Origin of the sequence: Pseudomonas sp. PP3 (assembly GCF_905336995.1) — a bacterium.
Classification (GTDB): domain Bacteria; phylum Pseudomonadota; class Gammaproteobacteria; order Pseudomonadales; family Pseudomonadaceae; genus Aquipseudomonas; species Aquipseudomonas reinekei.
The window spans coordinates 6,202,501-6,227,994 of record NZ_HG995459.1 but is presented as its reverse complement, the minus strand read 5'-3'; the positions used below and the strand labels follow the sequence as shown (position 1 = coordinate 6,227,994).

Annotated in this window: 30 protein-coding genes and 1 pseudogene (1 of these 31 only partly in view); 13 read left to right on the top strand and 18 right to left on the bottom strand. The window is 58.0% G+C overall.

All coding sequences use genetic code 11. The features are described from left to right. Window positions 1-108 precede the first annotated feature (108 nt). From KHO07_RS28225 to KHO07_RS29330, 3 genes and pseudogenes are all read left to right on the top strand, one after another. A complete protein-coding gene (locus KHO07_RS28225; RefSeq protein ID WP_150735824.1) occupies window positions 109-408 on the top strand; it encodes a hypothetical protein in 300 nt (99 codons plus the stop codon). Window positions 409-459: 51 nt separating this feature from the next. Then, entirely contained in the window at window positions 460-1,047 is a 588-nt protein-coding gene (locus tag KHO07_RS28220; protein ID WP_212626105.1) for a hypothetical protein, read from the top strand. Between the two features lie 113 nt (window positions 1,048-1,160). Continuing rightward, a pseudogene (locus tag KHO07_RS29330) lies at window positions 1,161-1,295 on the top strand (protein tyrosine phosphatase); the annotation flags it as partial. Window positions 1,296-1,343: 48 nt separating this feature from the next. On the opposite strand, the gene KHO07_RS28215 reads toward KHO07_RS29330, so the two are convergent. Continuing rightward, window positions 1,344-1,625 carry a YheV family putative zinc ribbon protein gene (locus KHO07_RS28215; protein WP_075947098.1) on the bottom strand — a complete coding sequence of 94 codons (282 nt, stop codon included), beginning with the start codon at window positions 1,623-1,625 and terminating at the stop codon, window positions 1,344-1,346. Further along, on the bottom strand, window positions 1,622-3,700 hold the full coding sequence (gene prlC, locus KHO07_RS28210; protein ID WP_191635289.1) for an oligopeptidase A: 2,079 nt from the start codon (window positions 3,698-3,700) through the stop codon (window positions 1,622-1,624). Before prlC ends, KHO07_RS28215 begins: the two co-directional genes overlap by 4 nt. 62 nt (window positions 3,701-3,762) lie before the next feature. Between prlC and KHO07_RS28205 the strand changes: the two genes are divergently transcribed. Both KHO07_RS28205 and KHO07_RS28200 read left to right on the top strand, forming a co-directional pair. Then, the gene (locus KHO07_RS28205; RefSeq protein WP_212626104.1) at window positions 3,763-4,308 is read left to right on the top strand and encodes a gamma carbonic anhydrase family protein; all 546 of its coding nucleotides are present in this window, start codon (window positions 3,763-3,765) and stop codon (window positions 4,306-4,308) included. A 28-nt stretch (window positions 4,309-4,336) separates the two neighbouring features. After that, window positions 4,337-4,987 (top strand): HAD family hydrolase, encoded by a 651-nt coding sequence (locus tag KHO07_RS28200; protein WP_150735820.1) that lies wholly within the window; start codon window positions 4,337-4,339, stop codon window positions 4,985-4,987. Between the two features lie 110 nt (window positions 4,988-5,097). On the opposite strand, the gene KHO07_RS28195 is transcribed toward KHO07_RS28200, so the two are convergent. Further along, window positions 5,098-6,189 carry an aminopeptidase gene (locus KHO07_RS28195; protein WP_150735819.1) on the bottom strand — a complete coding sequence of 364 codons (1,092 nt, stop codon included), beginning with the start codon at window positions 6,187-6,189 and terminating at the stop codon, window positions 5,098-5,100. Between the two features lie 58 nt (window positions 6,190-6,247). Here KHO07_RS28195 and KHO07_RS28190 point away from each other — a divergent pair, with 58 nt between their 5' ends. Continuing rightward, on the top strand, window positions 6,248-6,670 hold the full coding sequence (locus KHO07_RS28190; RefSeq protein ID WP_212626103.1) for a hypothetical protein: 423 nt from the start codon (window positions 6,248-6,250) through the stop codon (window positions 6,668-6,670). A gap of 40 nt (window positions 6,671-6,710) precedes the next feature. Further along, entirely contained in the window at window positions 6,711-7,130 is a 420-nt protein-coding gene (locus KHO07_RS28185) for a hypothetical protein (protein ID WP_150735817.1), read from the top strand. 6 nt (window positions 7,131-7,136) lie between these two features. Here the strand turns inward: KHO07_RS28185 and KHO07_RS28180 are convergent, their stop codons facing one another. Further along, window positions 7,137-7,370 (bottom strand): DUF1161 domain-containing protein, encoded by a 234-nt coding sequence (locus tag KHO07_RS28180; protein WP_150735816.1) that lies wholly within the window; start codon window positions 7,368-7,370, stop codon window positions 7,137-7,139. A gap of 172 nt (window positions 7,371-7,542) precedes the next feature. Beyond that, complete coding sequence (locus KHO07_RS28175; protein WP_212626102.1) at window positions 7,543-7,974, bottom strand: OsmC family protein; 432 nt, start codon at window positions 7,972-7,974, stop codon at window positions 7,543-7,545. 241 nt (window positions 7,975-8,215) lie between these two features. Here KHO07_RS28175 and KHO07_RS28170 point away from each other — a divergent pair, with 241 nt between their 5' ends. Further along, the gene (locus tag KHO07_RS28170) at window positions 8,216-9,217 is read left to right on the top strand and encodes an LLM class flavin-dependent oxidoreductase (RefSeq protein ID WP_150735814.1); all 1,002 of its coding nucleotides are present in this window, start codon (window positions 8,216-8,218) and stop codon (window positions 9,215-9,217) included. 64 nt (window positions 9,218-9,281) lie between these two features. On the opposite strand, the gene KHO07_RS28165 is transcribed toward KHO07_RS28170, so the two are convergent. After that, the gene (locus KHO07_RS28165) at window positions 9,282-9,503 is read right to left on the bottom strand and encodes a DUF1161 domain-containing protein (RefSeq protein WP_150735813.1); all 222 of its coding nucleotides are present in this window, start codon (window positions 9,501-9,503) and stop codon (window positions 9,282-9,284) included. A 119-nt stretch (window positions 9,504-9,622) separates the two neighbouring features. After that, window positions 9,623-9,838 (bottom strand): dodecin, encoded by a 216-nt coding sequence (locus tag KHO07_RS28160; protein WP_075947107.1) that lies wholly within the window; start codon window positions 9,836-9,838, stop codon window positions 9,623-9,625. 158 nt (window positions 9,839-9,996) lie between these two features. Between KHO07_RS28160 and KHO07_RS28155 the strand changes: the two genes are divergently transcribed. Further along, window positions 9,997-10,323, top strand: coding sequence for a DUF883 family protein (locus KHO07_RS28155; protein ID WP_047535917.1), 327 nt, complete (start codon window positions 9,997-9,999; stop codon window positions 10,321-10,323). On the opposite strand, the gene KHO07_RS28150 is transcribed toward KHO07_RS28155, so the two are convergent. Beyond that, a complete protein-coding gene (locus KHO07_RS28150) occupies window positions 10,296-11,213 on the bottom strand; it encodes a LysR family transcriptional regulator (RefSeq protein ID WP_212626101.1) in 918 nt (305 codons plus the stop codon). The two genes, KHO07_RS28155 and KHO07_RS28150, sit on opposite strands and share 28 nt — an antisense overlap. Window positions 11,214-11,338: 125 nt before the next feature. On the opposite strand from KHO07_RS28150, the gene trpB reads away from it, so the two are divergent. Further along, window positions 11,339-12,559 carry a tryptophan synthase subunit beta gene (trpB, locus tag KHO07_RS28145; protein ID WP_075947110.1) on the top strand — a complete coding sequence of 407 codons (1,221 nt, stop codon included), beginning with the start codon at window positions 11,339-11,341 and terminating at the stop codon, window positions 12,557-12,559. After that, complete coding sequence (gene trpA, locus KHO07_RS28140; protein WP_212626100.1) at window positions 12,559-13,371, top strand: tryptophan synthase subunit alpha; 813 nt, start codon at window positions 12,559-12,561, stop codon at window positions 13,369-13,371. The genes trpB and trpA overlap by 1 nt, the downstream gene beginning before the upstream one ends. 116 nt (window positions 13,372-13,487) lie before the next feature. Here the strand turns inward: trpA and KHO07_RS28135 are convergent, their stop codons facing one another. From KHO07_RS28135 to KHO07_RS28090, 10 genes are all read right to left on the bottom strand, one after another. After that, complete coding sequence (locus KHO07_RS28135) at window positions 13,488-15,449, bottom strand: DUF4105 domain-containing protein (protein WP_150735809.1); 1,962 nt, start codon at window positions 15,447-15,449, stop codon at window positions 13,488-13,490. Then, the gene (locus KHO07_RS28130) at window positions 15,446-15,766 is read right to left on the bottom strand and encodes a DUF2388 domain-containing protein (protein ID WP_212626099.1); all 321 of its coding nucleotides are present in this window, start codon (window positions 15,764-15,766) and stop codon (window positions 15,446-15,448) included. Before KHO07_RS28130 ends, KHO07_RS28135 begins: the two co-directional genes overlap by 4 nt. A gap of 28 nt (window positions 15,767-15,794) precedes the next feature. Beyond that, on the bottom strand, window positions 15,795-16,112 hold the full coding sequence (locus KHO07_RS28125) for a DUF2388 domain-containing protein (protein WP_075947114.1): 318 nt from the start codon (window positions 16,110-16,112) through the stop codon (window positions 15,795-15,797). Between the two features lie 107 nt (window positions 16,113-16,219). Beyond that, complete coding sequence (locus tag KHO07_RS28120) at window positions 16,220-16,537, bottom strand: DUF2388 domain-containing protein (RefSeq protein ID WP_150735807.1); 318 nt, start codon at window positions 16,535-16,537, stop codon at window positions 16,220-16,222. A 335-nt stretch (window positions 16,538-16,872) separates the two neighbouring features. Then, window positions 16,873-17,088 (bottom strand): DUF1127 domain-containing protein, encoded by a 216-nt coding sequence (locus KHO07_RS28115; protein WP_007902752.1) that lies wholly within the window; start codon window positions 17,086-17,088, stop codon window positions 16,873-16,875. Window positions 17,089-17,407: 319 nt separating this feature from the next. Further along, window positions 17,408-18,901, bottom strand: a complete 1,494-nt coding sequence (locus KHO07_RS28110; RefSeq protein ID WP_212626098.1) for an acetyl-CoA hydrolase/transferase family protein — start codon at window positions 18,899-18,901, stop codon at window positions 17,408-17,410. 214 nt (window positions 18,902-19,115) lie between these two features. Then, on the bottom strand, window positions 19,116-20,549 hold the full coding sequence (locus tag KHO07_RS28105) for an NAD(P)(+) transhydrogenase (Re/Si-specific) subunit beta (protein ID WP_150735805.1): 1,434 nt from the start codon (window positions 20,547-20,549) through the stop codon (window positions 19,116-19,118). Continuing rightward, window positions 20,549-20,872 carry an NAD(P) transhydrogenase subunit alpha gene (locus tag KHO07_RS28100; protein ID WP_003187010.1) on the bottom strand — a complete coding sequence of 108 codons (324 nt, stop codon included), beginning with the start codon at window positions 20,870-20,872 and terminating at the stop codon, window positions 20,549-20,551. Before KHO07_RS28100 ends, KHO07_RS28105 begins: the two co-directional genes overlap by 1 nt. Before the next feature lie 15 nt (window positions 20,873-20,887). After that, window positions 20,888-22,009 carry a Re/Si-specific NAD(P)(+) transhydrogenase subunit alpha gene (locus KHO07_RS28095; protein ID WP_150735804.1) on the bottom strand — a complete coding sequence of 374 codons (1,122 nt, stop codon included), beginning with the start codon at window positions 22,007-22,009 and terminating at the stop codon, window positions 20,888-20,890. A gap of 435 nt (window positions 22,010-22,444) precedes the next feature. Further along, the gene (locus KHO07_RS28090; RefSeq protein ID WP_212626097.1) at window positions 22,445-23,344 is read right to left on the bottom strand and encodes a LysR family transcriptional regulator; all 900 of its coding nucleotides are present in this window, start codon (window positions 23,342-23,344) and stop codon (window positions 22,445-22,447) included. A gap of 157 nt (window positions 23,345-23,501) precedes the next feature. On the opposite strand from KHO07_RS28090, the gene KHO07_RS28085 reads away from it, so the two are divergent. Together KHO07_RS28085 and KHO07_RS28080 are read left to right on the top strand one after the other, a co-directional pair. Further along, the gene (locus tag KHO07_RS28085) at window positions 23,502-24,683 is read left to right on the top strand and encodes an acyl-CoA dehydrogenase (RefSeq protein WP_212626096.1); all 1,182 of its coding nucleotides are present in this window, start codon (window positions 23,502-23,504) and stop codon (window positions 24,681-24,683) included. Window positions 24,684-24,696: 13 nt separating this feature from the next. Next, a protein-coding gene (locus KHO07_RS28080) for a CaiB/BaiF CoA-transferase family protein (protein ID WP_150735802.1) crosses the window boundary here: on the top strand, window positions 24,697-25,494 show its 5' portion. Its footprint extends 423 nt past the window's final position; 798 of the gene's 1,221 nt are visible here — the first part of the coding sequence; its start codon is at window positions 24,697-24,699; its stop codon lies beyond the right edge, outside the window.

Genomic DNA, 25,494 nt, shown 5'->3' with positions numbered 1-25,494 from the left:
CTCAGGCAATTAAGCGAAACATATAAAGTGTGGTTTATATGGAGCGAATATCGGTATTGTTTTCTCGCGGTAAACTTAAAAATTAATATCAATTAAAGGGATTTTATAATGTCGTTTTTTAATCGTCGTGGCATCTTTCTTCAAAAGCTTGGCCCTACTATCGTCGATCCGGATGAAGTCCTGGTTTCCATGCAATTTGCTCTTAAAGAGTCGCTTCAGGATGAAGATGGCGTGTCGACAGACACGTTGCTGGACTCCAGCATCTTCATTGCTTCGTCTTACGATGGTGGAAAGTCTTTCAGCCTTGAGAAGACAAGAGACGTAGATGGTGATGGCGACATCGATCATGACGACAAAGCAAAGATGCTGGCATTGGCCACGGCCTACGCGACTATTGTCAATCCGTAATGGACACTTGCCGTTTCATCGAAGCAGGAAAGGCCGACAGCGAGAATCATTATGTGGAAACCTGATAAAGAAGGTGTGTATCTTCAGCGTGTAGAAACCGATGAAGGTCATGAAATAATTATAAAGTTGGTACGGGCGCTAACTGATAATGTGGATAGCCTGCAGCAGTTAGAGCGTTCTGGAAAAGTAATAAGCATGTCGTTGCATATAGCATTTGACGGTGCCGAAAAATACAAGCTCGATTTCGATCCTTGGTCGGATATCAATGTCATTCCGGATGGAAGCATTGATGAGCAGGATATCAGCGCAATAACGGAAGTTGGACTTTCCTTCTATCGGCAGCAAGTCATAAGCCCGGAGTATGGCGTTTTTCTTTTTCTGAATGACGTTGATCTTGTCGAGGTTTTTGACCCTGCGAAACCGATTGAGGATGTCGCGCCATTGAGACACGTCGTTCGAATTGAAACGCTTGATCTAGACGATACCGATGGACCGGAACTCGACGCATCTTTTTACGCCACATCTATTGATGAAGGTGCCACTTTTGCAGTCAGGAAAATTAACGCCCACAGTTACAATTTGATAGAAACGCCCGGTCTGTCAGACTTGGTCAAAGCTTTTTTCAAACTGAAGCTATAGGACGGCGTCGCTTGAAGTCTGCCGGGTGCCCCCTGACGTTTGGTCACGCGCTCCCGGCAGCAGCCTTTCACATTTAATTCACGCCTGCCTGACAGGTCTTTGACCGCTCAGGCAAGGAGGGTGTTCGTTACATGATGCAGGCGGACATCGATAAGCTGCGAGCTGCGCTGATCAACGGCGATTGCAGCACGAGCCCCTTCGCGGCGTGCTCGATGAAAAACTGGTTCAAATCGGCGCATGTCGAGTAGCAACGCCTCCCACTGCATTGCGCAGTGGAAGGCGCTCTCATCTGAGAACTACTCTTCAGTTTTCTTTTTCAGCTTCGGGTTCGGGAAAAACTGTACGGCCTGAACCTTGGTATCCGGCGCTTTCAGGGCAGACGTATTGACCCGCGTGCCCAATTCCTTGGGCACAGACAGACCTTGTTCATTCAGCGTATCGGAATAACCGCAAGCCACACACTCACGGTGCGGTACGCTGTCTTCGTTCCACATCATCAGCTTGTCCGGCTCGCTGCAGGCCGGGCAAACCGCCCCGGCGATAAAGCGTCGTTTGGTAATCACGGGACCCTCACTCATGCTGCCGCGTCCTCACTCAGGCCGCTGTGGCGCAAGAGTGCGTCAATCGAAGGCTCACGGCCACGGAAGTCGACGAACAACACCATCGGCTCCTGGGAACCACCGCGCGCGAGGATCGCTTCACGGAATGCGCGGCCAGTATTGGCGTTGAGCACGCCTTCTTCCTCGAACTTCGAGAACGCATCGGCGGACAGCACTTCTGCCCATTTATAGCTGTAGTAGCCCGCGGCATAACCACCGGCGAAGATGTGCGCAAAGCTGTTGGGGAAGCGGTTGTAGGCCGGCGGACGCATGACCGAAACCTCGTCACGCACGCCTTCAAGCACTTGCAGCACAGTGCGACCGTCGCCGTGGGTGGCATGCAGCTCGAAGTCGAACAGCGAGAATTCCAGTTGGCGGACCATCATCAGGCCGGACTGGAAGTTTTTCGCCGCGAGCATCTTCTGCAGCAGGTCCTGTGGAAGTGGCTCGCCGGTTTCGTAATGACCGGAAATCAGCGCCAGGCCTTCCGGCTCCCAACACCAGTTTTCCATGAACTGGCTTGGCAGCTCGACCGCATCCCAGGCCACACCGTTAATGCCGGAAACCCCGGCGTGTTCGACGCGAGTCAGCAAGTGATGCAGACCATGACCGAACTCGTGGAACAGGGTGGTCACTTCATCGTGGGTCAGCAGGGCGGGCTTGCCGCTGTCAGCCGGGGTGAAGTTGCAGACCAGGTTGGCCACCGGGCTTTGCAGTACACCTTCGGCGGTGCGGCGACGGTCGCGGGCGCCATCCATCCAGGCACCGCCACGCTTGTTGGCGCGGGCGTAAAGGTCGAAGAAGAAACGACCGACGTGCTGGCCGTTTTCCTTGATCTCGAACAGGCGTACATCCGGGTGCCAGGTGTCGAAACCTTTCTGCTCGGCGATCTCGATGCCGTACAGACGTTGCACAATGGCGAACAGACCGCTCAGCACTTTATCGATCGGGAAGTAGGCGCGAAGGGCTTCCTGGGCAACGCTGTAACGCTGCTCGCGAAGTTTCTCGCCGTAGAAACCGCTGTCCCAGCTCTGCAGATCCGGGCAGCCCTGCTCGGCGGCGTAAGCCTTGAGCTGTTGCAAGTCCTGGGCGGCGAACGGCTTGCTGCGTTGGGCCAGGTCGCGCAGGAAACTCAGCACTTGATCGCTCGACTCGGCCATTTTGGTTGCCAGGCTCAATTCCGAGAAACTGCCGAAACCCAGCAGTCTTGCCAGCTCCTGACGCAGGTCGAGGATTTCTTCCATGACCGGGCCGTTATCGTTCTGACCGGCATTCGGGCCCTGGTCCGACGCACGGGTGCAGTAGGCGGCGTAGACTTCTTCGCGCAATGCACGGTCGTGGGCGTAGGTCATCACCGCGTAGTAGCTCGGGAATTCCAGAGTGATCAGCCAGCCATCCAGCTCTTTGGCCTGCGCGGCGGCAGCCATTTGCGCCTTGGCCGAATCGGTCAGGCCGGCAAGAGCCGCTTCATCGGTAATGTGCTTGGTCCAGGCTTGGGTGGCGTCGAGCAACTGGTTGGAGAAGCGGCTGCCCAGCTCGGACAATTTGCTCTGCACTTCGGCGTAACGCTTCTGCTCGGCTTCCGGCAGGTCGATACCCGACAGACGGAAGTCACGCAGGGCGTGTTCCAGTATGGTTTTTTGCGCGACGTCGAAACCGGCGGCTTCCGGGCTGTTGGCCAGGGCTTCATAGGCCTGGAACAGTTCACGGTTCTGGCCCATTTCAGTGGAGTAGGCGCTCAAGGCCGGCAGGCATGACTCGTAGGCTTCGCGCAATTCGGCGCTGTTGCACACGGCGTTCAAGTGGCTGACCGGGCTCCACGCGGCGCCCAGGCGATCGTTGAGCTCGTCCATCGCCAGCACCAGGCCGGCCCAGGTCGGTTGTTTGCCCTGGGTCTTGAGGATCTCGATAATGGCGGCGCGGTTGTCAGCCAGGATCTGTTCAATGGCCGGTTGCACATGCTCGGCACGGATCGCGGAGAACGGCGGCAGGTCGTAGGACTGCAAAAGAGGGTTGTTCACGCTCACGGTTGGCACCTTGGCTGGAAGAAACATGCAGCCATCTTAATTACAATCGACGTTCACCGCAGCTATCAGCAACAGAGAGAAACCCTATCGTGAATCTTCGCAAGTATCAGAACCACACGCCGCTGCTGGGCAAAGGCGCTTTTGTCGACCGCTCGGCGGTGGTGATCGGCGACGTCGAAATCGGCGAAGACAGCTCGGTATGGCCATTGACGGTGATCCGCGGCGACATGCACCGCATCCGCATCGGTGCGCGCACCAGCGTGCAGGACGGCTGCGTGCTGCACATCACCCATGCCGGGCCTTTCAACCCTGACGGTTACCCGCTGCTGATCGGCGATGACGTGACCATCGCCCATAAAGTCATGCTGCACGGTTGCAGCGTAGGCAGCCGGGTGTTGATTGGCATGGGCAGCATCGTCATGGACGGCGCGGTGGTCGGCGACGATGTGATCATTGGTGCCGGCAGTCTGGTGCCTCCGGGCAAGCGCCTGGAATGCGGCTTTTTGTATGTGGGCAGTCCGGTGAAGCAGGTGCGACCCCTGACCGACAAGGAACAAGCCTTTTTCACTTACAGCGCGGCGAACTACGTGAAGCTCAAGGATCTGCATCTGGCCGAAGGCTACGACCAAATCTGAAACGCTTCTCTATTGCCCAGGAATTTTCATGCATTACCAAACCGTTCTATTTGACCTCGACGGCACACTGACCGACCCGCGCGAAGGCATCACGCGTTCGATTCAGTTCGCCTTGAGCAAGCTCGGCATCGATGAGCCCGACCTGACCCGGCTCGAGCACTTCATCGGCCCGCCGTTGTTGCAGGCATTCATGCAGTTCTATGACTTTGATGAGCCGAAGGCCTGGGAAGCGGTGAATTTTTACCGGGAGCGTTTCAAAGTCACCGGCCTGTACGAAAACCGCGTGTTCGACGGCGTCACACCGCTATTGGAAACCCTCAGCGGACAAGGACGACAGCTGTACGTCGCCACCTCCAAACCGTGGGTGTTCGCCCGTGAGATCGCCCGGCATTTCGACTTCGCCAAGCATTTCAAGGTGATTTATGGGAGTGAACTCGATGGCACCCGGACCAACAAAGTCGAGCTGATCGCGCACTTGATGGCCGAAGAAGGCCTGGACCCGGCCAATACGTTGATGATCGGCGACCGCAAGCACGACCTGATCGGTGCACGTAGCAATGGCCTGGATGCGGCCGCGGTAGGGTACGGGTTTGGCAGTCGGGAAGAGCTGAGCGCTGAAGCACCGGCCTATCATTTTGAAACGCTGGACGAGATGCATCAGGCGTTTTTGCAGCGCTAGTCAGTACGCCATCGCGGGCAAGCCCGCTCCCACAGAGTCCGTGTCAGCCAGACCTTTTTGGATAAACACCTAACTCCTGTGGGAGCGGGCTTGCCCGCGATGAGGGCCTGTCAGCCACTGATGTTCTTTGATTCCGACAACACGTTGAGCGCCACTTTGCGCTCATCTACCGGCAACGCCCCCAGCTTCTGCGCCGCCGCATAGAATTTCAGCCAATCGCGGCCCTCCTTCTCGAACAGCGCAGCAAATGCCGGCACCCACTGGTCATACAGGCCAAACGGCAACAACCGTGCATTGTTCATCGGCGCATTGATCCAGGCGTCGTAACGTTTGTCCCCGGCCCATTGGCGGTCACGCATCTGACGGTATTCGCTGCGCAGACGCTCGAACTCCGCCGCTTTGCGCTGGCGCATTTGCTCCGGCGGCAATGGCTGGGCGTAGAGTTTTTCAAGGCGGGTTCGGCTGTCCAGAACCAGTTGAATGAACTGATCCCGTTGCTGCGCCTTCGCTCCGCTTTCCGGTGGCAGGTGACGGAATGCGCGCCATTGGCGGGTGCCTTCCTGCTCGACGAAGGTGGCGAATGACTCGTTGAACTCCGTGTCGTCCTTCACATATACGCGTTGATGCGCCAGTTCGTGAAAGATCAGCGTGGCGAGGCGTTCATCGCCCCATCCCATCATCGAACTCATGATCGGATCGTTGAACCAGCCGAGCGTCGAATACGCCTCGACACCGCCAATCGACACGTCCAGGCCTTGCAGGCGCTGTAACGCCGCTTCACCGCGAGCCGCGCTCTGGCTGTAATAGCCGCGATAGGCCACGCAGCCGGCAATGGGGAAACAGTGATTTTGTGGTTTCAGGGAAAATTCCGGCGTAGCGAACACGTTCCAGACTACATAAGGGCGGCCTATGTCAGCGTACAAACGGTAACTCTGGTTATCCGGCAGGTGCAGCTGTTGACTGGCGAACGTCCGGGCCTTCTGCGATTCGACCAGGTGCGCACGCAGTTTCTGATCGCGCTGTGGGTCGGCAATGACTTCGGAAACCGGCTCCCGAGCCCGCAGCAGTTGCATCTGACCACTGGCCAGCTGGCTGTAGTAGCTGATGCTGGAGCAACCGTTGAGCAACAAAAACAACACACCCGGAAACAAAACGCGCAAAACGCGATCAAGTAACCCAAGGCTTGGACGCGGCCTGATCAAAATAAAAATCTCTGGAGAGTCTGCTCGCAAGACTATCCCGCTTGACTGGAGCTCCGCTATGCGCAAGTTGATGCTGACGGGAGGCCTGCTGATGCTGGCCGGTTGTGCCGGGTTCGGATTACCTCACCATGATCCGACGCAGGCGTGGATCGATCTGGAGTCGCATCAGGAAGACACGGCCCTGCTGGCGATGGAGGTGGACAACAAGGCAGCCACCGACAAGCGTTACTTCGAGGTGCAGCCGGGCAGCCATGAGTTGACGGTTCGCTACCAGTTCCCGGTTGAGCCCACCAACATCGGCCCCGATGCTGAGCCGCTGTGGCGTGATTGTCAGATGAACGTGAAATTCAAAGACTTCAACGCCGGTGAACGTTACCAACTGCAAGCGGGGAACATTGGTTTTCGTCCGTGGGCCAAACTTTACGATCAGCAGCGAAAAGTCATAGGACAGGGCACACCGGCAGGCTGCCAACGCACTTGATCAGCGCTATTCTGAGTATTCAGATATCGGGATACTCATCATGCGCAGGTTGATGCTGTTACTGACTACAACCGCGGTGGCCGGCTGTTCGGCGCCGATGCCGGCCGCTAATCCGCAAATGGCGTGGGTCGACTTCTCCACGCCTTTCCCAAATGACAAATTGCTGATGGCCGAGCGACTGGACAATCAGCGTTTGCGCGAAGGGCGTTATTTCCAGGTCACGCCCGGTAGCCATGAGCTGACGGTTCGCTTCGACTTTGAAGTGCCAGGCGGAGGTGCGGACTTGTTCAACGGTTCCACGGAGCGGCTGTGCTACATGATCATCAAGTACGATCATTTTGAAGCCGGTCAGCGTTACGTGTTGCAAGCCCGCTCCATGGCATTCACCCCGCAGGCACGCCTGTATAACGCCAAACGTGAAATCGTCGCTGAAGAGCGCCAGATCAACTGTGTGCCGTGAAGTCGGTCAGCGATCGTTCTTCTGGTAGATGATCTTCTTGGTGCCGCCTTCGCAAGAGCCGACCACCATGTTCTGGTCGTGCACTTCGTCATTAGTGACGATTTCCAGGGTATAGGAAGCAACCTTTTGGGCCTGGATCTTGGCTTCGATTTCGGCCTTGAGTTCTTCACAGGGTTTTGGTGCGGCAAAGGCCGATGTGGCCAGCGCGCAACAGATAACCACCAAGGCAAAACGTTTCATGGTTGAGACTCCCTTGAGGCAGCGCGCATGGGGCATGCGTTTATTGCTGCTGTCATTTATTCGACCATAGTTTTGCGCGTGTTGTTTTGTTTCAAGGCAAAAAAGATCGCAGCCTCGGCGGCTCCTGGCTGAGGCGGCAGGAGATGCCGAAGGCTGCGATCTTTACCATGTTTTAACTCACCAACGTCGCGTCCAGGGTGATCTTGGCATTCAGTACCTTGGAAACCGGGCAACCTTCTTTGGCCTTGTTGCTCAGCTCCTCGAACTGCGCCTGGCTGGCGCCGGGAATTTTGGCCTTGAGGATCAGTTTCACGGCCGTGATGGCAAAACCGCCGTCCACCTGATCAAGGGTGACTTCGGCATGGGTATCGATGCTGTCAGCCTTGAGGCCCGCGTCGCCGAGGATCATGGAGAACGCCATGGAAAAACAACCCGCGTGCGCGGCGCCGATCAGTTCTTCAGGGTTGGTGCCCTTGCCGCCTTCGAAGCGCGCCTTGAAGCCGTAGGGCGCTTCCCGCAGCACACCGGTTTCCGTGGAAATCGAGCCGATGCCGGTTTTCAGATCACCTTCCCAATGGGCCGATGCTTTTTTGATGATAGCCATGCCTGTCTCCTCCAAGAGCCGGCGCGAAACATCGCGCCTTTGTGGTTTCGTTCGCTAGGGTTCTGAGGATAGACCGTGGCGCAAAGTTCACCTCATCTGATCGGTCCGCTTTTTTTGTAGGAATTTTTCCCCTGCTATTGAAACTCGGGTATATGCCCTCATTGCATGAAACACGCTTTTGGATTCGGCAGGTTTTCGTTCGCGAGAAAAAACCTGCGCCCTCAATTGGAGAAGCAGGTTTATGAAACGACTGTCCGATATCAAGTTTTCAACCCTCGATCTGGTACCCGTGCGGGAAAATGGCAGCCCAGCCCAGTCCCTGCGCAACTCGCTGGACCTGGCACAGCATGTCGAAAAATTCGGCTACAACCGCTTTTGGGTCGCCGAACACCACAACATGGACGGCATCGCCAGCTCCGCGACCTCGGTGCTGCTGGGGTATCTGGCGGGTGGCACATCGACCATCCGCGTCGGGTCGGGCGGGGTGATGCTGCCCAACCACGCGCCACTGGTGATCGCTGAACAGTTCGGCACTCTGGAAAGCCTCTATCCCGGGCGGATCGACCTGGGCCTCGGACGTGCGCCGGGTTCGGACCAGATGACCGCTCGCGCGTTGCGTCGTGAACGCTCCGGCAGCGCCGACGACTTCCCGGAAGATGTTGCGGAACTGATGCGTTACCTCGGCCCCCGTACGCCGGACCAGCGTGTCATCGCAATGCCGGGCACCGGTACGAATGTTCCGATCTGGCTGTTGGGCTCCAGTCTGTTCAGTGCGCAGCTGGCAGGCGAACGGGGTTTGCCTTACGCCTTCGCGTCACATTTCGCACCGCGGTTCATGCACGAGGCGATTCGCGTCTACCGTAATCACTTCAAGCCTTCCGCGGTTTTGGACAAGCCCTATGTGATGCTTGGCGTACCGCTGGTGGCGGCAGATACCGATGAACAGGCCGACTATCTGGCCACCTCAGTGTTCCAGCGTATTCTCGCCCTGATGCGCGGCCAGAGCCTGGTCCAGCGCCCACCGGTGAAAACCATGGACGGCCTGTGGCTGCCTCATGAGCGAGAAGCGGTGAGTGACTTCCTCGGCCTGGCAATGATTGGCAGCCCGGAGAAAATCCGCGCCAGACTGGAAGTGCTGGTCGAACAGACTCAGCCCGATGAGCTGATTTTTACCTGCGACCTGTACGAACATTCCGATCGTCTGCATTCCTACGAACTGCTAGCCCAAGTCATGAACGGCTGAGGTCAAGCAGGGATAAAAAAGCCGACGCCATGGCGTCGGCTTTTTATTGGCTAAAGAAATCAGGCTATCGCTTGTAGACGATGACCTTGGTGCCGCTTTCACACGTGCCGACCACTTGTCCGCCGGCCTCGGCGCCTTTATCGACAATTTCCAGCGAATACCCGGCAACGCCCTTGGCATCCAGTTTTGCAGCGATTTCAGCTTTGAGCTCTTCGCATGGCTTACCGTTGGCGAACGCGGTGCCTGCAAGGCTCAATAAACCTAGCGCCAAAATAAACTTCTTCATCAGTTGCATCCCCGGTCGGATCAAAGGGGCGCCCAGCATAGGCCGGACGCACTTATGTAGCGCTTTGCCATTTCCTATGGCAATCGGCCAGCGCGCAAGTTCAGAAGATGGGCCGACACTCAGCTGCTGGCAATCCGGAATCCGACTTTGAGCGTCACTTGGAAGTGCGCAGCCTTGCCGTCCTTGATATGCCCACGGGTTTCGGTCACTTCAAACCATTCCAGGTGCTTGATGCTTTTGGCCGCTTCAGCCAGGGCATTGTTGATCGCATCTTCGATGCTGCTGGTGGACGAGCCAACCAGTTCGACTTTCTTGTAGGTGTGATGGTCAGACATGGGCGTTCTCCTTTGGGTGTGAACTACAGCCTAGCAGTGAATTTCTGTCTTACTTCTGTCGCCCGATCCGACATGGAAGTTCACATTTACTGCACTTTCTCGATGCCCTGAAGTCCCAACCAACACACGCCACTCATCAACAATGCAGGAGAGCCACCATGGCTAACAGTTCCCTACGTAAAGCCTCATTGCAAAGTATGGAAGCGGAGATCGAGAGTCTGCTCAAATCCTTGGAAAACCTTAAGGACGACGCCTCGGACGAGTCGCGTAAGACCCTCAAAGTGCTCAAAGGCAATGCCGAAAACGCACTGAGGCATTCGCGCCATCTGCTCGCCGATGCCTATGAAGAGGTCAAGGTCAAAACCCGTGAGACCGGCATTGCCACCCGGGACTACGCCCAGGAACACCCTTGGACTACAGCGGGTGTCGCCGTCGGTGCACTGGGCCTGTTGGCGGCCTACTTGCTGTGCAAACGCGGTGACTGATCCGTTTGGCGCAGCTCATTCTTGAGCCATTGCGCCAATTGCCGGGCGCGCCCGTCCGCGGCGCGCTTGGGCAACCACAGCGCCAGATGTGCCGGGGTTTCGCTGAAGCCCCATGGCGCTATCAGACGGCCGGCTTTCAAATCTTCCGCCACCAACGGCTCCGGGGCAATCGCCACGCCCAACCCGGCCACGGCCGCTTCCAGCAAATAATACAAATGCTCGAAACCCTGCCCGTACTTCAACGCCTTGGCGTCGAGGCCGCTTTGCTGCGCCCAACTGGGCCAGGCTTGCGGACGTGAGGTGGTGTGCAGCAACGGTTCATCGAGCAGGGCAGTGGATGGCGCCGTTTTCAGGCGTTCGTAACCGGCGAACCGCGGACTCATGACCGGACCGATCCGTTCGCTGGCCAGTTCGAAGACTTGCATGTCCGCGGGCCAGGGCGGTTCGGCAAACACCAGCAAAGCATCCAGGCCCGGGCGACGCGGATCGAGATCGCCTTCGCCGGCAGACAGGTGCAAGCGCAGGTCCGGCAGGTCAGCATTCAACCGTCCGAGACGCGGAATGAACCAGCGTGCCAGCAAGCTCCCGGAGCAGCCCAGCACAAACGGCGCGTCGGCTGTGCTTTGTGTGAGTTCTGCGCAGACCGAACGCAAGCGTTCGAAGGCTTCAGCGCTGGCGTCACGTAAGCGCATCCCGGCATCTGTGAGTTTAAGGCCACGACCTTCTTTGATGAAAAGGCTCACACCGAGATGCTCTTCAAGCACTTTGAGCTGCCGGCTGACAGCGCCGTGGGTTACGTGCAGCTGCTCCGCAGCCTGACTGACGCTGTTCAGGCGGGCGGTCGCCTCGAAGGCGCGTAGTGCATTGAGCGGGGGGAGGTCGTGGCTCATTTTATCTGTGAGTTTTCCTGACGGGTTGTGTCGATCTTATCGGTTTTCAGTCCGGGGCGTCAGGGGTAGAGTGGACCCCACTGAATTTTTATGCACCCTTTCACGCATTCAACTGGAGCGCCCAAATGACCCAGACTAATCTGCGCAACGGCCCTGATGCCAACGGCCTGTTTGGCGCGTTCGGCGGCCGTTACGTCGCTGAAACCTTGATGCCTTTGATCCTCGATCTGGCCCGCGAATACGAAGCGGCCAAGGAAGATCCTGCGTTCAAGGAAGAATTGGCCTACTTCCAGCGCGACTATGTCGGACGCCCAAGCCCGCTTTATTTCGCGGAACGCCTGACCGAGTTCTGCGGCGGCGCGAAGATTTACCTCAAGCGTGAAGAGCTGAACCACACCGGCGCGCACAAAATCAACAACTGCATCGGCCAGATCCTGCTGGCGCGACGCATGGGTAAAAAACGCATCATCGCCGAAACCGGCGCTGGCATGCATGGCGTGGCAACGGCCACCGTCGCCGCGCGTTTTGGTCTCGACTGCGTGATCTACATGGGCACCACTGACATTGAGCGTCAGCAGGCCAACGTATTCCGAATGAAGTTGCTGGGCGCCGAAGTGATTCCGGTCGTAGCCGGCACCGGTACCCTAAAGGACGCGATGAACGAAGCCTTGCGTGACTGGGTGACCAACGTCGACAGCACCTTCTATCTGATCGGCACTGTGGCCGGCCCGCACCCTTATCCAGCGATGGTTCGCGACTTCCAGGCCGTCATCGGCAAGGAAACCCGTGATCAATTGCAAGCCCAGGAAGGCCGTCTGCCGGACAGCCTGGTGGCGTGCATCGGCGGTGGCTCCAACGCCATGGGCCTGTTCCATCCGTTCCTCGACGACAAGAGCGTTGAAATCATTGGTGTTGAAGCCGCCGGTTACGGTATTGAAACCGGCAAGCACGCGGCCAGCCTCAACGGCGGCGTACCGGGCGTGCTGCACGGTAACCGCACCTTCCTGTTGCAGGACGAGGATGGCCAGATCATCGACGCTCACTCGATTTCAGCCGGTCTCGATTACCCGGGCATCGGCCCGGAACACGCCTGGTTGCATGACATCGGCCGCGTTCAGTACACCTCGGTGACTGACGACGAAGCCCTCGCGGCGTTCCATCAATGCTGCCGCCTGGAAGGGATCATTCCAGCGCTGGAAAGCGCCCATGCCCTTGCTGAAGTATTCAAACGCGCACCGAGCCTGCCGAAGGATCACTTGATGGTGGTCAACCTGTCCGGCCGTGGCGACAAAGACATGCAAACCGTGATGCATCACATGGAACAATCCAAGCAGGAGAAACACTGATGAGCCGCCTGCAAACACGTTTTGCCGAACTCAAGGAACAAAATCGCGCTGCCCTCGTGACCTTCGTCACCGCTGGCGATCCGGGCTATGACACGTCCCTGGCGATCCTCAAGGGTTTGCCGGCAGCCGGCGCTGACGTGATCGAATTGGGCATGCCCTTCACCGATCCGATGGCCGACGGTCCGGCGATCCAGCTCGCCAACATACGCGCCCTGGGTGCCAGGCAGAATCTGGCGAAAACCCTGGAAATGGTCCGCGAGTTCCGCAAGGACAACAACGAAACCCCGCTGGTACTGATGGGTTACTTCAACCCGATCCACATGTACGGCGTGCCACGCTTCATCGCCGAAGCTAAAGAAGCCGGTGTCGATGGCTTGATCGTGGTCGACATGCCGCCCGAGCATAACGGCGAACTGTGCGACCCGGCTCAGGCAGCTGGCATCGACTTCATCCGCCTGACCACACCGACCACCGATGACGTACGTCTGCCAACGGTGCTCAATGGCAGCTCCGGATTCGTGTACTACGTGTCGGTGGCCGGTGTGACCGGTGCTGGAGCGGCTACGCTGGAACACGTCGAAGAGGCGGTGGCTCGCCTGCGTCGCCATACCGATCTGCCGATCAGTATCGGTTTCGGCATTCGCACGCCAGAACAAGCCGCGGCTATCGCACGTCTGGCCGATGGTGTGGTGGTGGGGTCGGCGTTGATCGATCACATCGCCAATGCCACCACGCCGGATCAGGCAATCGATGGCGTATTGAGCCTGTGCTCGGCGCTGGCCGACGGCGTGCGTAAGGCCCGCGTCAGCTAAAGATAAAGTTCTTGATACAGAGGAATTAGAGCCAGATCGCCGCCTTCGGCCGCTTCTACAGGGAACGCATTTTCATGTAGGAGCCGTCGAAGGCTGCGATCTTTGCTTTTATTACCTCAAGGCAACTCCAACCCACCCGACGCTTTGTGCAATTTGCGCAAGTGCTCACCAATCTGTTTCACGTTGGCTTCGTTGGCAGCCATTTCCGCTGCTCGAGACGGTTCGAGCAGTGCTCGTACTTCCTTGTCCAGATCCCCGGTCAACGCCTGAAGCTGCTTTTGCCGCAGGCTGGTTTCCGACTCCAGGCGCTGCCATTCATGCGGTTGCGGCAAGCCGTATCCGCCGCTGCCAAGCAGTTCTGCCGGTCGGCTGAGAAAGCCACTGTTGTCGAGAATTTGCCTCAGCGTCGCGTTGGCCTTGTCCATTCCGCCGTTTTTCAGCTCGCGAGCGCCCAGATAACGCTGTTTGACTTCGTCCTGAGCCAGCAACATCTGACGCCTGAAACTCGCTTGCTCCAGCAGCAGCAGGGCCGCGCTGGTGCGCAAGTCGGCCTGGTCGAACCACGTGCGGCGTTGCGCAGCCTTCAAGTCCAGCCAGTCTTCGACGGTTTCCTGTTTCACCGGCAAGTGCTTTTTCAACACTTCGAACATCGCTTGATAGCGATCCCGGAATGAATCGAACCGATAGCCCAGGCGCAGTGCTTCCCGTGGATCGTCCAGCACGCTGGTATCCGCCAGCCCGCGCCCTTTCAGCACTTCCAGCAGGCCGTTGGGCATGATGTTGTCCAGAGAGACCAGTTTTGAATTGTTGGTGCCGCTGCGCAGAAGCTTCAGCTCCTCCACGGCGCAGTTGTTGGAGAGGAAAAAGTAATTGCCGTCGTAACTCCAGTGCATCTCGGCGGCTCGTTCCACCACACCTTCAATCTCGCTGCGCGACAGGTTCAATGGCACGGACGCCAGGCTGCGCAGTTCGGTCTTGGTGTACTCGTCGATGACCTGGGCCAACGGCAACACAAACAGGCGTGAGGGATATTTACCCACCAGGCCATCCCAGCTCGACAACTGCACGTCGCCGACGAAGGCTCGGTAAGACAGCACCAGATGCTGGTCCAGATCCAACCGACAATCCGGCCCGCGTGGTCGGCCCGGTGCGCAGATCACCAGGCGCAACATGCTGTGGCCCCAGCGGCTGACCCAGTTCTGATTAGCCTCGGCCAATAGATAGTCGACGGCGTACACCCGCTCCGGATCGACCTGGCCCAGCGGCGTTTTGGCAAAGTCATTACCGGCATTGAGGAAAGCAAAGGTTTTGCCACAGTCGCTTTTGGCGGCTGGGGCCCAGCCAAAGTGTTCTTTGTAATAGCGGTACAGCGCCGGACGACGGCAGGCGTAGCTCGGGTCGAGGAGGAAATACTCCATGTTGACCGCGACGAACTCTTTGGGGCTGCTGGTCTCGTAGATGTCCGGGCTACGGGCGATCTGGCGGTTGTGCTGTTCGCGCTCGCCGCGACGACCCACGTATTGCGGCCAGCCGGCGAGGTCGAGCAGGCGCGGATCGTCGCTGAGGGTGAAGCGGCGGCCAGACTGGCCTCGGCATTGATCTGCAATACCGACCAGTCCTGAGCTGCTGTCTTGCCGGGTGCAACGTTGAATCAGCGTGCGCTGCGTCTGGGGCCACAGGCGCGAGCGATCATAGATGTGGGTCAGTTCGTGCAGCACGGTGGCCAGCATTTCCCGACGCACAGTGCCGTGGGGACGATTGGTTTTCTTGGTTGCGGCGCTGCCATCCGTAAGGCTGGCCAGCAGATTGCGGTTCAGATCGAGCTCAGACACCGGCGATGCCTGGCCGTAGGCGTTGGCGGGCATCTTATCGGTCCAGCCGACGTCGATGCGCCGGTCGAGCTGCTTGATGAAATGCGGCGGCAGGGCCTGCATGGCTTCATCAAGCAAGGCCTGGCTGGCCTGCTGTTGCGCGGGGCTCAGGCCTTCGGTCTTGAGGTGGAGTTCAAGGTCGGCGTGGGCCATGTTGCCGAGCAGCAACATGACCCCGGCCAACAGCCAGGCTGCTGGAGACCTCACAGTGCGAGGATGGCTTCAGCGAGATCCTGATCACTGGCGTCTCGGGCTTCCGGAACGCGCGTGCGCAACAAATTGAAAGCCGATTCCAGGTGCGCACCACGGATGTCTCCGTTGCTGGCGACGAAACTGGCGGCGTCGTCTTGAGCTTCGCGGACGATTTTCGAATCACGAATGGATGTGGTGGTATCGGATGTGAAATCGAGTGTGCGCTCGGTCGCGCGGATAAGAATGTTACTGGTGGCAACCAGGGTATGGGCCTGGGCCACATCGGCCAACAACAGCAGGCCAAGGGTGGCGGCAATCAGCGGGCTACGCATGGAACGACTCCGGAGAAACTTGGGATAACTATTGGACGAGAATTGCCTGTGCCAGTTCAAGGTCGCTGGCATGAAGTTTTGGCTGGGTCCGGCGCAGGTACGACAGGGCCGATTCCAGCTGTGCGCCTCTCAATTGGCCGTCACTGGCGATGAATGCTGCGGCATCATCCCGGGCGGCGAGCAGCAGTTTATGGTCGAAGGGCGCGGAGGTCACCAAGCTTGTGGCGTAACCACTGGCTACAGTGCCTTGGGTCGACAGATTGAAAGCGTCAAAAGCGTAGGCCGAACCCGAGCAGGTGGCCGCAAAAAACACGGGGAGGACGAATGTCTTTGAAAGAAAACCCATGAGACTCGACTGTTGAAAGTGAGCCCCAAGGCTAGCGCAACGCCCGGTCTAGAGCCAGCATGGAAACATTGGGACACGTCGGGCGTGTCCCAAATCAAGGCAAACGCTTAGATCGTCAGGATCGCCTGCGCCAATTGCGCATCGGTAGCGTTCAGCTGAGGCGCCTGGTGCCGAATGTGGTCCATCGCGCTTTCCAGTTTTACCCCACGGATCGCGCCTTCACTGGCGACGAAGCTGGCGGCGTCGTCACGGGCTGCGAGCACGATCTTGTCGTCTTTAAAAGACGAAGTGACGTCCGAGGTCGCATCGGATGTGGCTTTGAGTGCACCGACGACGGCATCGGTGGTCACGATGAAGCTGGTGGCGTGGGCATTGGCAGCCACGGCAAGCAGGGCTGCAGCGCTGAGCAGACGAAGGCGGGTCATGGTGTAACTCCTTTGGATAAACGGATAGAGAGGTGGCGCAATAACTGAACAATCAGACGCCAGACACCTGGCGTTCGCCACGTTCTGACTTGATATTAGGCCGGAGTATGCGGGTTCGAACAGTCTTGAAGAAAAAACACTTAATTAAGCCAGATGGCGCGGATTAATGTCGGCGGCCAACTGTTCTGCTTGATTCGGATATTTGTAAAACTGTACCTGTTTGCTTTTTCGGGCCAAGAACGACAAAACCCGTCGTGATTTCTCACGACGGGTTTTGCCTTGGCAATTCGGGTTGCTGGCGGTGGACCCTACAGGTCAGAGCCAGCGACGCTAACTTAGCGCCAGAACGGCTTGCTCAGCTCTTCGTAGCGTTGTGCTTCGCTAATCCCGGCATCAGCCAGCAGACGCGAATCCAGACGAGCCAATTGGTGGCGGCTGGAGATGCGGCGCTGCCAAAGCATCAGGTTGGCGATAACGCGCAGAGGCATGGAAGCCTGGGTTTTTGCAGCAGTGTCTTCGAAGAACAGTTCGGAACTGAGTGTACGTTCCATGGTTGACATCCTTCCGCTTGTGGCGGGATTAGGTAGTGGTTTAACTGGTGCCCATGATCCTCTCGTTTGCCTAGTCTCTGTAGATACAGTTCATCTGTATTGTGAGAGCTCAGTTAACTGTTTATAGGGGGTGTACTGGTCAAAATTGAGGCAACTGTACCTATCTGCTCCATTGTGGTGCATTTATGGCGGTTGGCCTTGGTTTTGTAGGATATGACGGTAGGAAATTACCAGTACAGCAGTACAGTTTTTGGGAGAAATCAGTTTGACGATCGCCCGCTGACGAAACTGTGTTTGCGTCAGCGGCGATCTGTACCAATTACACCGCGATCATTCGCCCGGTTTCTTCCAGGTTCATGTGCCAGCTCAGGGCATCGCGCAGAATGTGCGGGGTGTGTCCACCTGCCGCGCAAGCGGTTTCGAAGTAACTGTTGAGGGCCTGGCGGTAGTCAGGGTGCACGCAGTTGTCGATGATGACCCTGGCGCGCTCGCGGGGCGCCAGGCCTCGCAGGTCGGCCAGGCCGACTTCGGTGACCAGGATGTCAACGTCATGCTCGGTATGGTCGACGTGGCTGACCATCGGTACCACGCTGGAAATCGCGCCGCCCTTGGCAATCGACTTGGTCACGAAGATCGCCAGATGCGCATTGCGTGCAAAGTCGCCCGAGCCGCCAATGCCGTTCATCATCCGCGTTCCGCAGACATGGGTGGAGTTGACGTTGCCATAGATGTCGAACTCCAGCGCCGTATTGATACCGATGATCCCAAGGCGACGCACCACTTCAGGGTGGTTGGAGATCTCCTGGGGCCGCAGCACCAGTTTGTCTTTGTAGCGCTCCAGGTTGCCGAACACATCGGCATTGCGGCGGCTGGAGAGGGTGATCGAACTGCCTGAAGCAAAGCTCAGCTTGCCGGCGTCGATCAGGTCGAACGTCGAGTCCTGCAGCACTTCGGAATACATCGTCAGGTCTTCGAAAGGCGAGTCGATCAGGCCGCACATCACCGAGTTGGCGATCGTGCCGATCCCGGCCTGCAACGGTCCGAGCTTGTTGGTCATGCGCCCGGCGTCCACTTCCTGTTTGAAGAAATCGATCAAATGGTCGGCGATGGCTTGTGTATCGGTGTCGGGCGGCAGCACGGTGGACGGCGAGTCCGGCTGATGGGTGACCACGATCGCGACGATCTTTTCCGGGGGAATAGGGATGGCGGTGCTGCCAATGCGATCATCGACCTTGACCAGTGGAATCGGCGTACGGGTCGGGCGATAGGTCGGGATATAGATGTCGTGCAGGCCTTCGAGATTCGGGTTGTGCGCCAGGTTGATCTCGACGATCACCTGCTGGGCGAAAATCGCGAAGCTGGCGGAGTTGCCCACGGACGTGGTCGGCACGATATGGCCTTGCTCGGTGATCGCTACGGCTTCGATCACTGCGATGTCCGGTAGCTTGAGTTGCTGGTTGCGCAGTTGCTCGACGGTTTCCGAAAGGTGTTGGTCGATGAACATCACCTCACCGGCGTTGATCGCCTTGCGCAAGGTGCTGTCGACCTGAAACGGCATGCGTCGCGACAGTACGCCGGCTTCGGTGAGTTGCTTGTCGAGGTCGTTGCCCAGGCTGGCGCCGGTCATCAGGCTGATCTTCAGCGGCGTGACCTTGGCTCGCTCGGCCAGTGCGTGGGGTACGGCCTTGGCTTCGCCGGCGCGGGTGAAGCCGCTCATGCCAACGGTCATGCCGTCCTGAATCAGAGCGGCGGCGTCGGCAGCGCTCATCACTTTGTCCAACAACGATGGCAGGCGAATACGGTCACGGTACATGGATTGTTATCTCGGGCAACGGGTATCAGGACGCGCAGTCTAGTTAATTTCCCTGGCCCGTGTCCCGCTACCAAGGTCGCAAACGAGGCGTCTATTCCGGGGTTTTCAAGCAAAACACCGTTACCGGATCGGTAACAAAGGCGCAGATTGTCTGGCCTTTTGCACAAACAAAAACGCCCCGACGAGTCGGGGCGTTCCAGTAGTGCCAGGTGAATTACTCGACGGCTTTAACCATGTCTTCGATGACTTTCTTGGCGTCGCCGAACACCATCATGGTCTTGTCGAGGTAGAACAGTTCGTTGTCCAGGCCGGCATAGCCGCTGGCCATGGAGCGCTTGTTGACGATGATGGTCTTGGCCTTGAACGCTTCGAGAATCGGCATGCCGGCAATCGGCGATTTCGGATCGTTCTTCGCGGCAGGGTTGACCACGTCGTTGGCGCCGAGCACCAGCACCACGTCGGCCTGGCCGAACTCGGAGTTGATGTCTTCCATCTCGAACACCTGGTCGTAAGGCACTTCGGCCTCGGCGAGCAGTACGTTCATGTGCCCGGGCATGCGACCAGCCACCGGGTGAATCGCGTACTTCACGGTGACACCACGATGGGTCAGCTTCTCGGTCAGTTCTTTCAGCGCGTGCTGCGCACGGGCCACCGCCAGGCCGTAACCCGGAACGATGATCACGGTGTCGGCATTGGTCAGCAGGAAGGTCGCGTCGTCAGCCGAGCCGGATTTCACCGGGCGAGCTTCCTTGGCGCCTGCAGGACCAGCGTCGGCTGTATTGCCGAAACCGCCGAGCAACACATTAAAGAAGGAACGGTTCATCGCCTTGCACATGATGTACGAGAGGATCGCACCGGATGAGCCTACCAGCGAGCCGGCAATGATCAGCATCGAGTTGTTCAGCGAGAAGCCGATACCCGCCGCTGCCCAGCCGGAATAGCTGTTGAGCATCGACACCACCACTGGCATGTCTGCACCACCGATCGGGATGATGATCAACACGCCCATGATGAAGGCCAGAGCCAGCATCAAGGCGAAGGCAGTAAGGCTGCCGGTCAGCATGAAGGTCACACCCAGGACCAGTGTGGCAACACCCAGCAGCAGGTTCAGTTTGTGCTGACCGCTGAACTGTACCGGTGCGCCCTGGAACAGGCGGAACTTGTACTTGCCCGACAGCTTGCCGAATGCGATCACCGAACCGGAGAAGGTGATTGCACCAATGGCTGCGCCAAGGAACAGCTCCAGACGGTTACCTGCCGGAATCGCGTCGCCCAGTTGCTTGACGATGCCCAGCGATTGCGGCTCGACCACCGCGGCGATGGCAATGAACACCGCGGCCAGGCCGATCATGCTGTGCATGAACGCAACCAGTTCCGGCATCTTGGTCATTTCAACGCGCTTGGCCATGATCGAACCGGCAGTACCGCCGACCAGCAAGCCAACGATGACGTAGCCGATGCCGGCAGTTGCCAGCTCCGCACCCAGCTTATAAATGAGGCCAACGGTAGTCAGGATCGCCAACGCCATGCCGAGCATGCCGAACAGGTTGCCGCGACGCGAAGTGGTAGGGTGCGACAGGCCTTTGAGGGCCTGAATGAAGCAGATCGACGCGATCAGGTAGAGCGTCGTTACAAGGTTCATGCTCATTACTTCGGCGCCTCTTCTTTTACGGCTTTCGGGGCTTTTTTCTTGAACATCTCAAGCATGCGGCGGGTGACCAGGAAACCACCAAACACGTTGACCGCTGCCAGTGCGACCGCCAGCGTGCCCATGGTTTTACCCAGTGGTGTCACGGTTAAAGCGGCAGCGAGCATGGCGCCGACGATGACAATCGCGGAGATCGCGTTGGTCACCGCCATCAGTGGCGTGTGCAGCGCAGGCGTTACGTTCCAGACCACGTGATAACCGACATAGATCGCCAGCACGAAGATGATCAGGTTGTAGATACCGGGGGAGATAAGCTCTTCCATCGTCTGAATCCCTGCTTAGGCGTTTTTGCGGATGACTTGGCCGTCGCGGCACATCAGGCACGCGGCGACGATGTCGTCTTCGAGGTTGATCTCGAACTGGCCTTCTTTGGTGAAGACCAGCTTCAGGAAGTCCAGCAGGTTGCGGGCGTACAGCGCCGAAGCGTCAGCCGCCACTGCGCCGGCCAGGTTGGTCGGGCCGACAATGGTCACGCCATTCTCGACAACCACCTGGTCAGCCACGGTCAGCGGGCAGTTACCACCTTGGGCCGCGGCGAGGTCGATGACCACCGAGCCTGGTTTCATCTGCGCCACGGTTTCCGCGCTCAACAGTGTCGGTGCCTTGCGGCCCGGAATCAGTGCGGTGGTGATGACGATGTCGGCCTGCTTGGCGCGTTCGTGTACGGCCACGGCCTGGCGCTGCATCCAGCTGGCTGGCATTGGGCGTGCGTAACCGCCAACACCGACGGCGCATTCACGCTCTTCATCGGTCTCGTACGGCACGTCGACGAACTTGGCGCCGAGGGATTCGATCTGCTCTTTTACCGCAGGACGCACGTCTGACGCTTCGATCACCGCGCCCAGGCGTTTCGCCGTAGCGATTGCCTGCAAACCGGCAACACCGGCGCCGAGAATCAGCACGCGCGCCGCTTTCACGGTGCCCGCAGCAGTCATCAGCATCGGCATGAAGCGCGGATAGTAATGAGCAGCCAGCAACACAGCCTTATAACCGGCGATGTTGGCTTGCGACGACAGCACATCCAGGCTCTGGGCGCGGGAAGTACGTGGCGCAGCTTCCAGCGCAAACGCGGTAATGCCGCATTCGGCCATCTTGGCGATCGTTTCATTACTGAACGGATTGAGCATGCCCACCACTACGGTGCCGCTCTTGATCAGTGCGAGTTCGCTGTCGCTGGGGGCGACTACCTTAAGGATCAGCTCTGCACCAAACGCATCGCTGGCGCTGCCAATGCTTGCGCCTGCCGCTTCATAGGCACTGTCGACAACACTGGCATTAATGCCTGCGCCGCTTTGTACAGTGACCTTATGACCCTGGCCGATCAGCTTCTTGATGGTTTCCGGGGTTGCAGCAACCCGTGTTTCACCGGTCTGGGTTTCGAGAGGAACACCAATGTGCACGTCAAATCTCCTGCGTGATCTTATTGAGTAAACCCATGCACTACGGATGGTGCGGCTGGGGCGGCCGATCAGCACGATCCCGCTAAATCAGGGCGGGGCGCGGCATTTTGCAGGCGAACTTTGTGCCCTTCAAGGGATTATGACGGGTGACGGAAAATTAACTACAAGTCACCCCGTGACCGAATGTCGCAACCGACCTGTTCAATCCCTTGCAGGCCGTGCCTTGTAAGGATTCTGGGCGAAATTCAAGAATTTACACATCGGTCATATGAATGATGCGGCATTGACCCAAAATAGTGGCGCAAAGCCGCGTCATCAGGCGCTTGTGGGACGTTTGTACTGCTTCGTCAAACAGTTTGTGTTAATGCGACATATCCGTATATCTGTAGGGTTAAATATTTATTGACTACGGGGTCAGCTAACGGCGCTAGGCCTCTATCCTTCTAGGCTGTAGCTATGCGCTTGATTGACCAGCCAATCTCGAAAAGCCCTTAAAGAGGCAGATTCGACCTTTCGCTCAGGAATCATCAAGTAATAGGCCTTGATGCTCGAGAGCGCCTGAGGGTTGGCGATGACCAGACGGTTCTCGGCCAGCTCGCGTTGAATCAGGAAGGGCGGAATCAACGCAATTCCCATGTCGTGCATCGCCGCCTGGGCGAGCATGGAGAATAGCTCGTAGCGCGGGCCTGTCATGTCGCGGGGGATATTCAGGTGCTGAGAGTTAAACCACTGTCGCCAGGCGTAGGGCCGGGTGGTCTGTTGCAGGAGGGGGAATTCGGCGATTTCGCTGGGAGTCAGAGTGGTCTTCTTTCCGAGTAAGGCGGGACTGCATACGGGCATCGGATTCTCGCCCATCAAGCGGTGGGATTCTGTACCCGGCCAATCCGCATCGCCGAAGTAAATCGCGGCATCGAAGTCGGTGTCGGCAAACAGGAAGGGGCGCGTACGGTTGGTCAGGTTGACCGTCACTTCCGGATGCTTGTGCTGGAAGTCTTTAAGCCGCGGCAGTAACCACTGGGTGCCGAAGGTTGGCACCACGGCCAATTCGATCACGTTGGCTCCCTGCTGGCCCATCACTGACAAGGTATCGCGCTCGACTGCATCTAGCTGAGTGGCAACCCGGCGGCTGTAGGAAAGCCCGGCTTCGGTCAGCTTTACTCCGCGCCGTGAGCGTCGGAAGAGTTCCACGTTAAGGAACTCTTCCAGGCTGGCGATCTGTCGGCAAATAGCTCCCTGGGTCAGCGAAAGCTCTTCGGCTGCCTTGGTAAAGCTTTCGTGTCGCGCTGCCGCTTCAAAACTGATCAGGGCGGTTGTGCTGGGTATCTTCCTGCGCATGTACGTCAACCTCACTAATACATCGCCTTAAATGCGTTGAGCGACGTTTCGGAGTGAGAAATTAGCACAACAGTATGCGAAATCCTCGTTTGCCCAGAAACCGAACCCGGCCTAGGATCAGTCCACGTTATTTGACCTGTTTCGAGAGGACACACTCATGGCCGGTAAAGCTAGCTTCAACTGGATTGATCCCCTGCTGATGGATCAACAGCTCACCGAAGAAGAACGCATGATTCGCGACACTGCTGCACAGTTCGCTCAGCAGAAGCTCGCACCGCGCGTTCTCGAAGCTTTCCGCCATGAAAAGACCGATCCGGCGATCTTTCGCGAGATGGGTGAAGTGGGCCTGTTGGGGGCAACCATTCCTGAGCAATACGGTGGCAGCGGCCTGAACTATGTCAGCTACGGCCTGATTGCCCGTGAAGTCGAGCGTGTCGACTCTGGCTATCGCTCGATGATGAGTGTGCAGTCCTCGCTGGTGATGGTGCCGATCAATGAATTCGGTACCGAAGCGCAGAAGCAGAAATACCTGCCGAAGTTGGCCTCGGGCGAGTGGATTGGCTGCTTCGGCCTGACTGAGCCAAACCACGGCTCCGATCCGGGTGCGATGATTACTCGTGCACGCAAAGTCGAAGGCGGTTACAGCCTGACCGGCAACAAGATGTGGATCACCAACAGCCCGATCGCCGACGTGTTTGTGGTTTGGGGCAAGGACGATGCGGGTGATATCCGCGGCTTCGTTCTGGAGAAGGGCTGGAAAGGCCTGAGCACTCCGGCGATTCATGGCAAGGTTGGCCTGCGCGCGTCGATCACCGGTGAAATCGTCATGGATAACGTGTTCGTGCCGGAAGAGAACATTTTCCCGGATGTGCGTGGCTTGAAAGGTCCTTTCACCTGCCTCAACTCTGCGCGTTACGGCATTTCGTGGGGCGCGCTCGGTGCTGCCGAGTTCTGCTGGCATACCGCTCGCCAGTACACCCTGGATCGTCAGCAGTTCGGCCGCCCATTGGCTGCCACTCAACTGATCCAGAAGAAACTGGCCGACATGCAGACTGAAATCACCATGGCGCTGCAAGGTTGCCTGCGTCTGGGGCGCATGAAGGACGAGGGTACTGCGGCTGTCGAAATCACCTCGATGATGAAGCGTAACTCGTGCGGCAAGTCCCTGGACATCGCGCGCATGGCTCGCGACATGTTGGGTGGCAACGGTATTTCCGATGAGTTTGGTGTTGCCCGTCACCTGGTCAACCTGGAAGTGGTGAATACCTATGAAGGTACGCATGACGTCCACGCGCTGATCCTCGGTCGCGCACAAACCGGCATTCAGGCGTTCTATTAATAGGAGAACGGCCATGGGCGCGCTTTCGCATCTGCGGGTACTGGATTTATCGCGGGTACTGGCCGGGCCGTGGGCTGGGCAGATCCTCGCCGACCTTGGCGCCGAAGTGATCAAGGTCGAGCGCCCGGGTAATGGCGATGACACGCGCGCCTGGGGTCCGCCATTCCTAAAGGACGCTTATGGCGAGAACACCAGTGAGGCTGCCTATTACTTGTCGGCCAATCGCAACAAGCAATCGGTGACTATCGACTTCACGCGTCCGGAGGGGCAGAGGCTGGTGCGTGAGTTGGCCGCCAAGTCGGACATCCTGATCGAGAACTTCAAGGTAGGTGGTCTGGCAGCGTATGGGCTGGACTACGAGACGCTTAGGGCGATTAATCCGGATCTGATCTATTGCTCGATCACCGGTTTTGGTCAAACGGGGCCCTATGCCAAGCGCGCTGGCTACGACTTCATGATTCAGGGGCTTGGTGGTCTCATGAGCCTGACCGGGCGACCTGAAGGCGAGGAGGGCGCCGGGCCGGTAAAAGTCGGCGTTGCGCTGACAGACATCCTGACGGGGCTCTATTCGACGGTAGCAATCCTCGCTGCGCTTGCACACCGGGATCATGACGGTGGCGGGCAGCATATTGATATGGCGCTGCTGGATGTGCAGGTGGCTTGCCTGGCTAACCAGGCGATGAATTACCTGACTACGGGTAATGCGCCGAAACGCTTGGGCAATGCTCATCCGAACATCGTGCCTTATCAGGACTTTCCTACAGCTGACGGCGATTTCATCCTTACCGTGGGTAATGACGGGCAGTTCCGC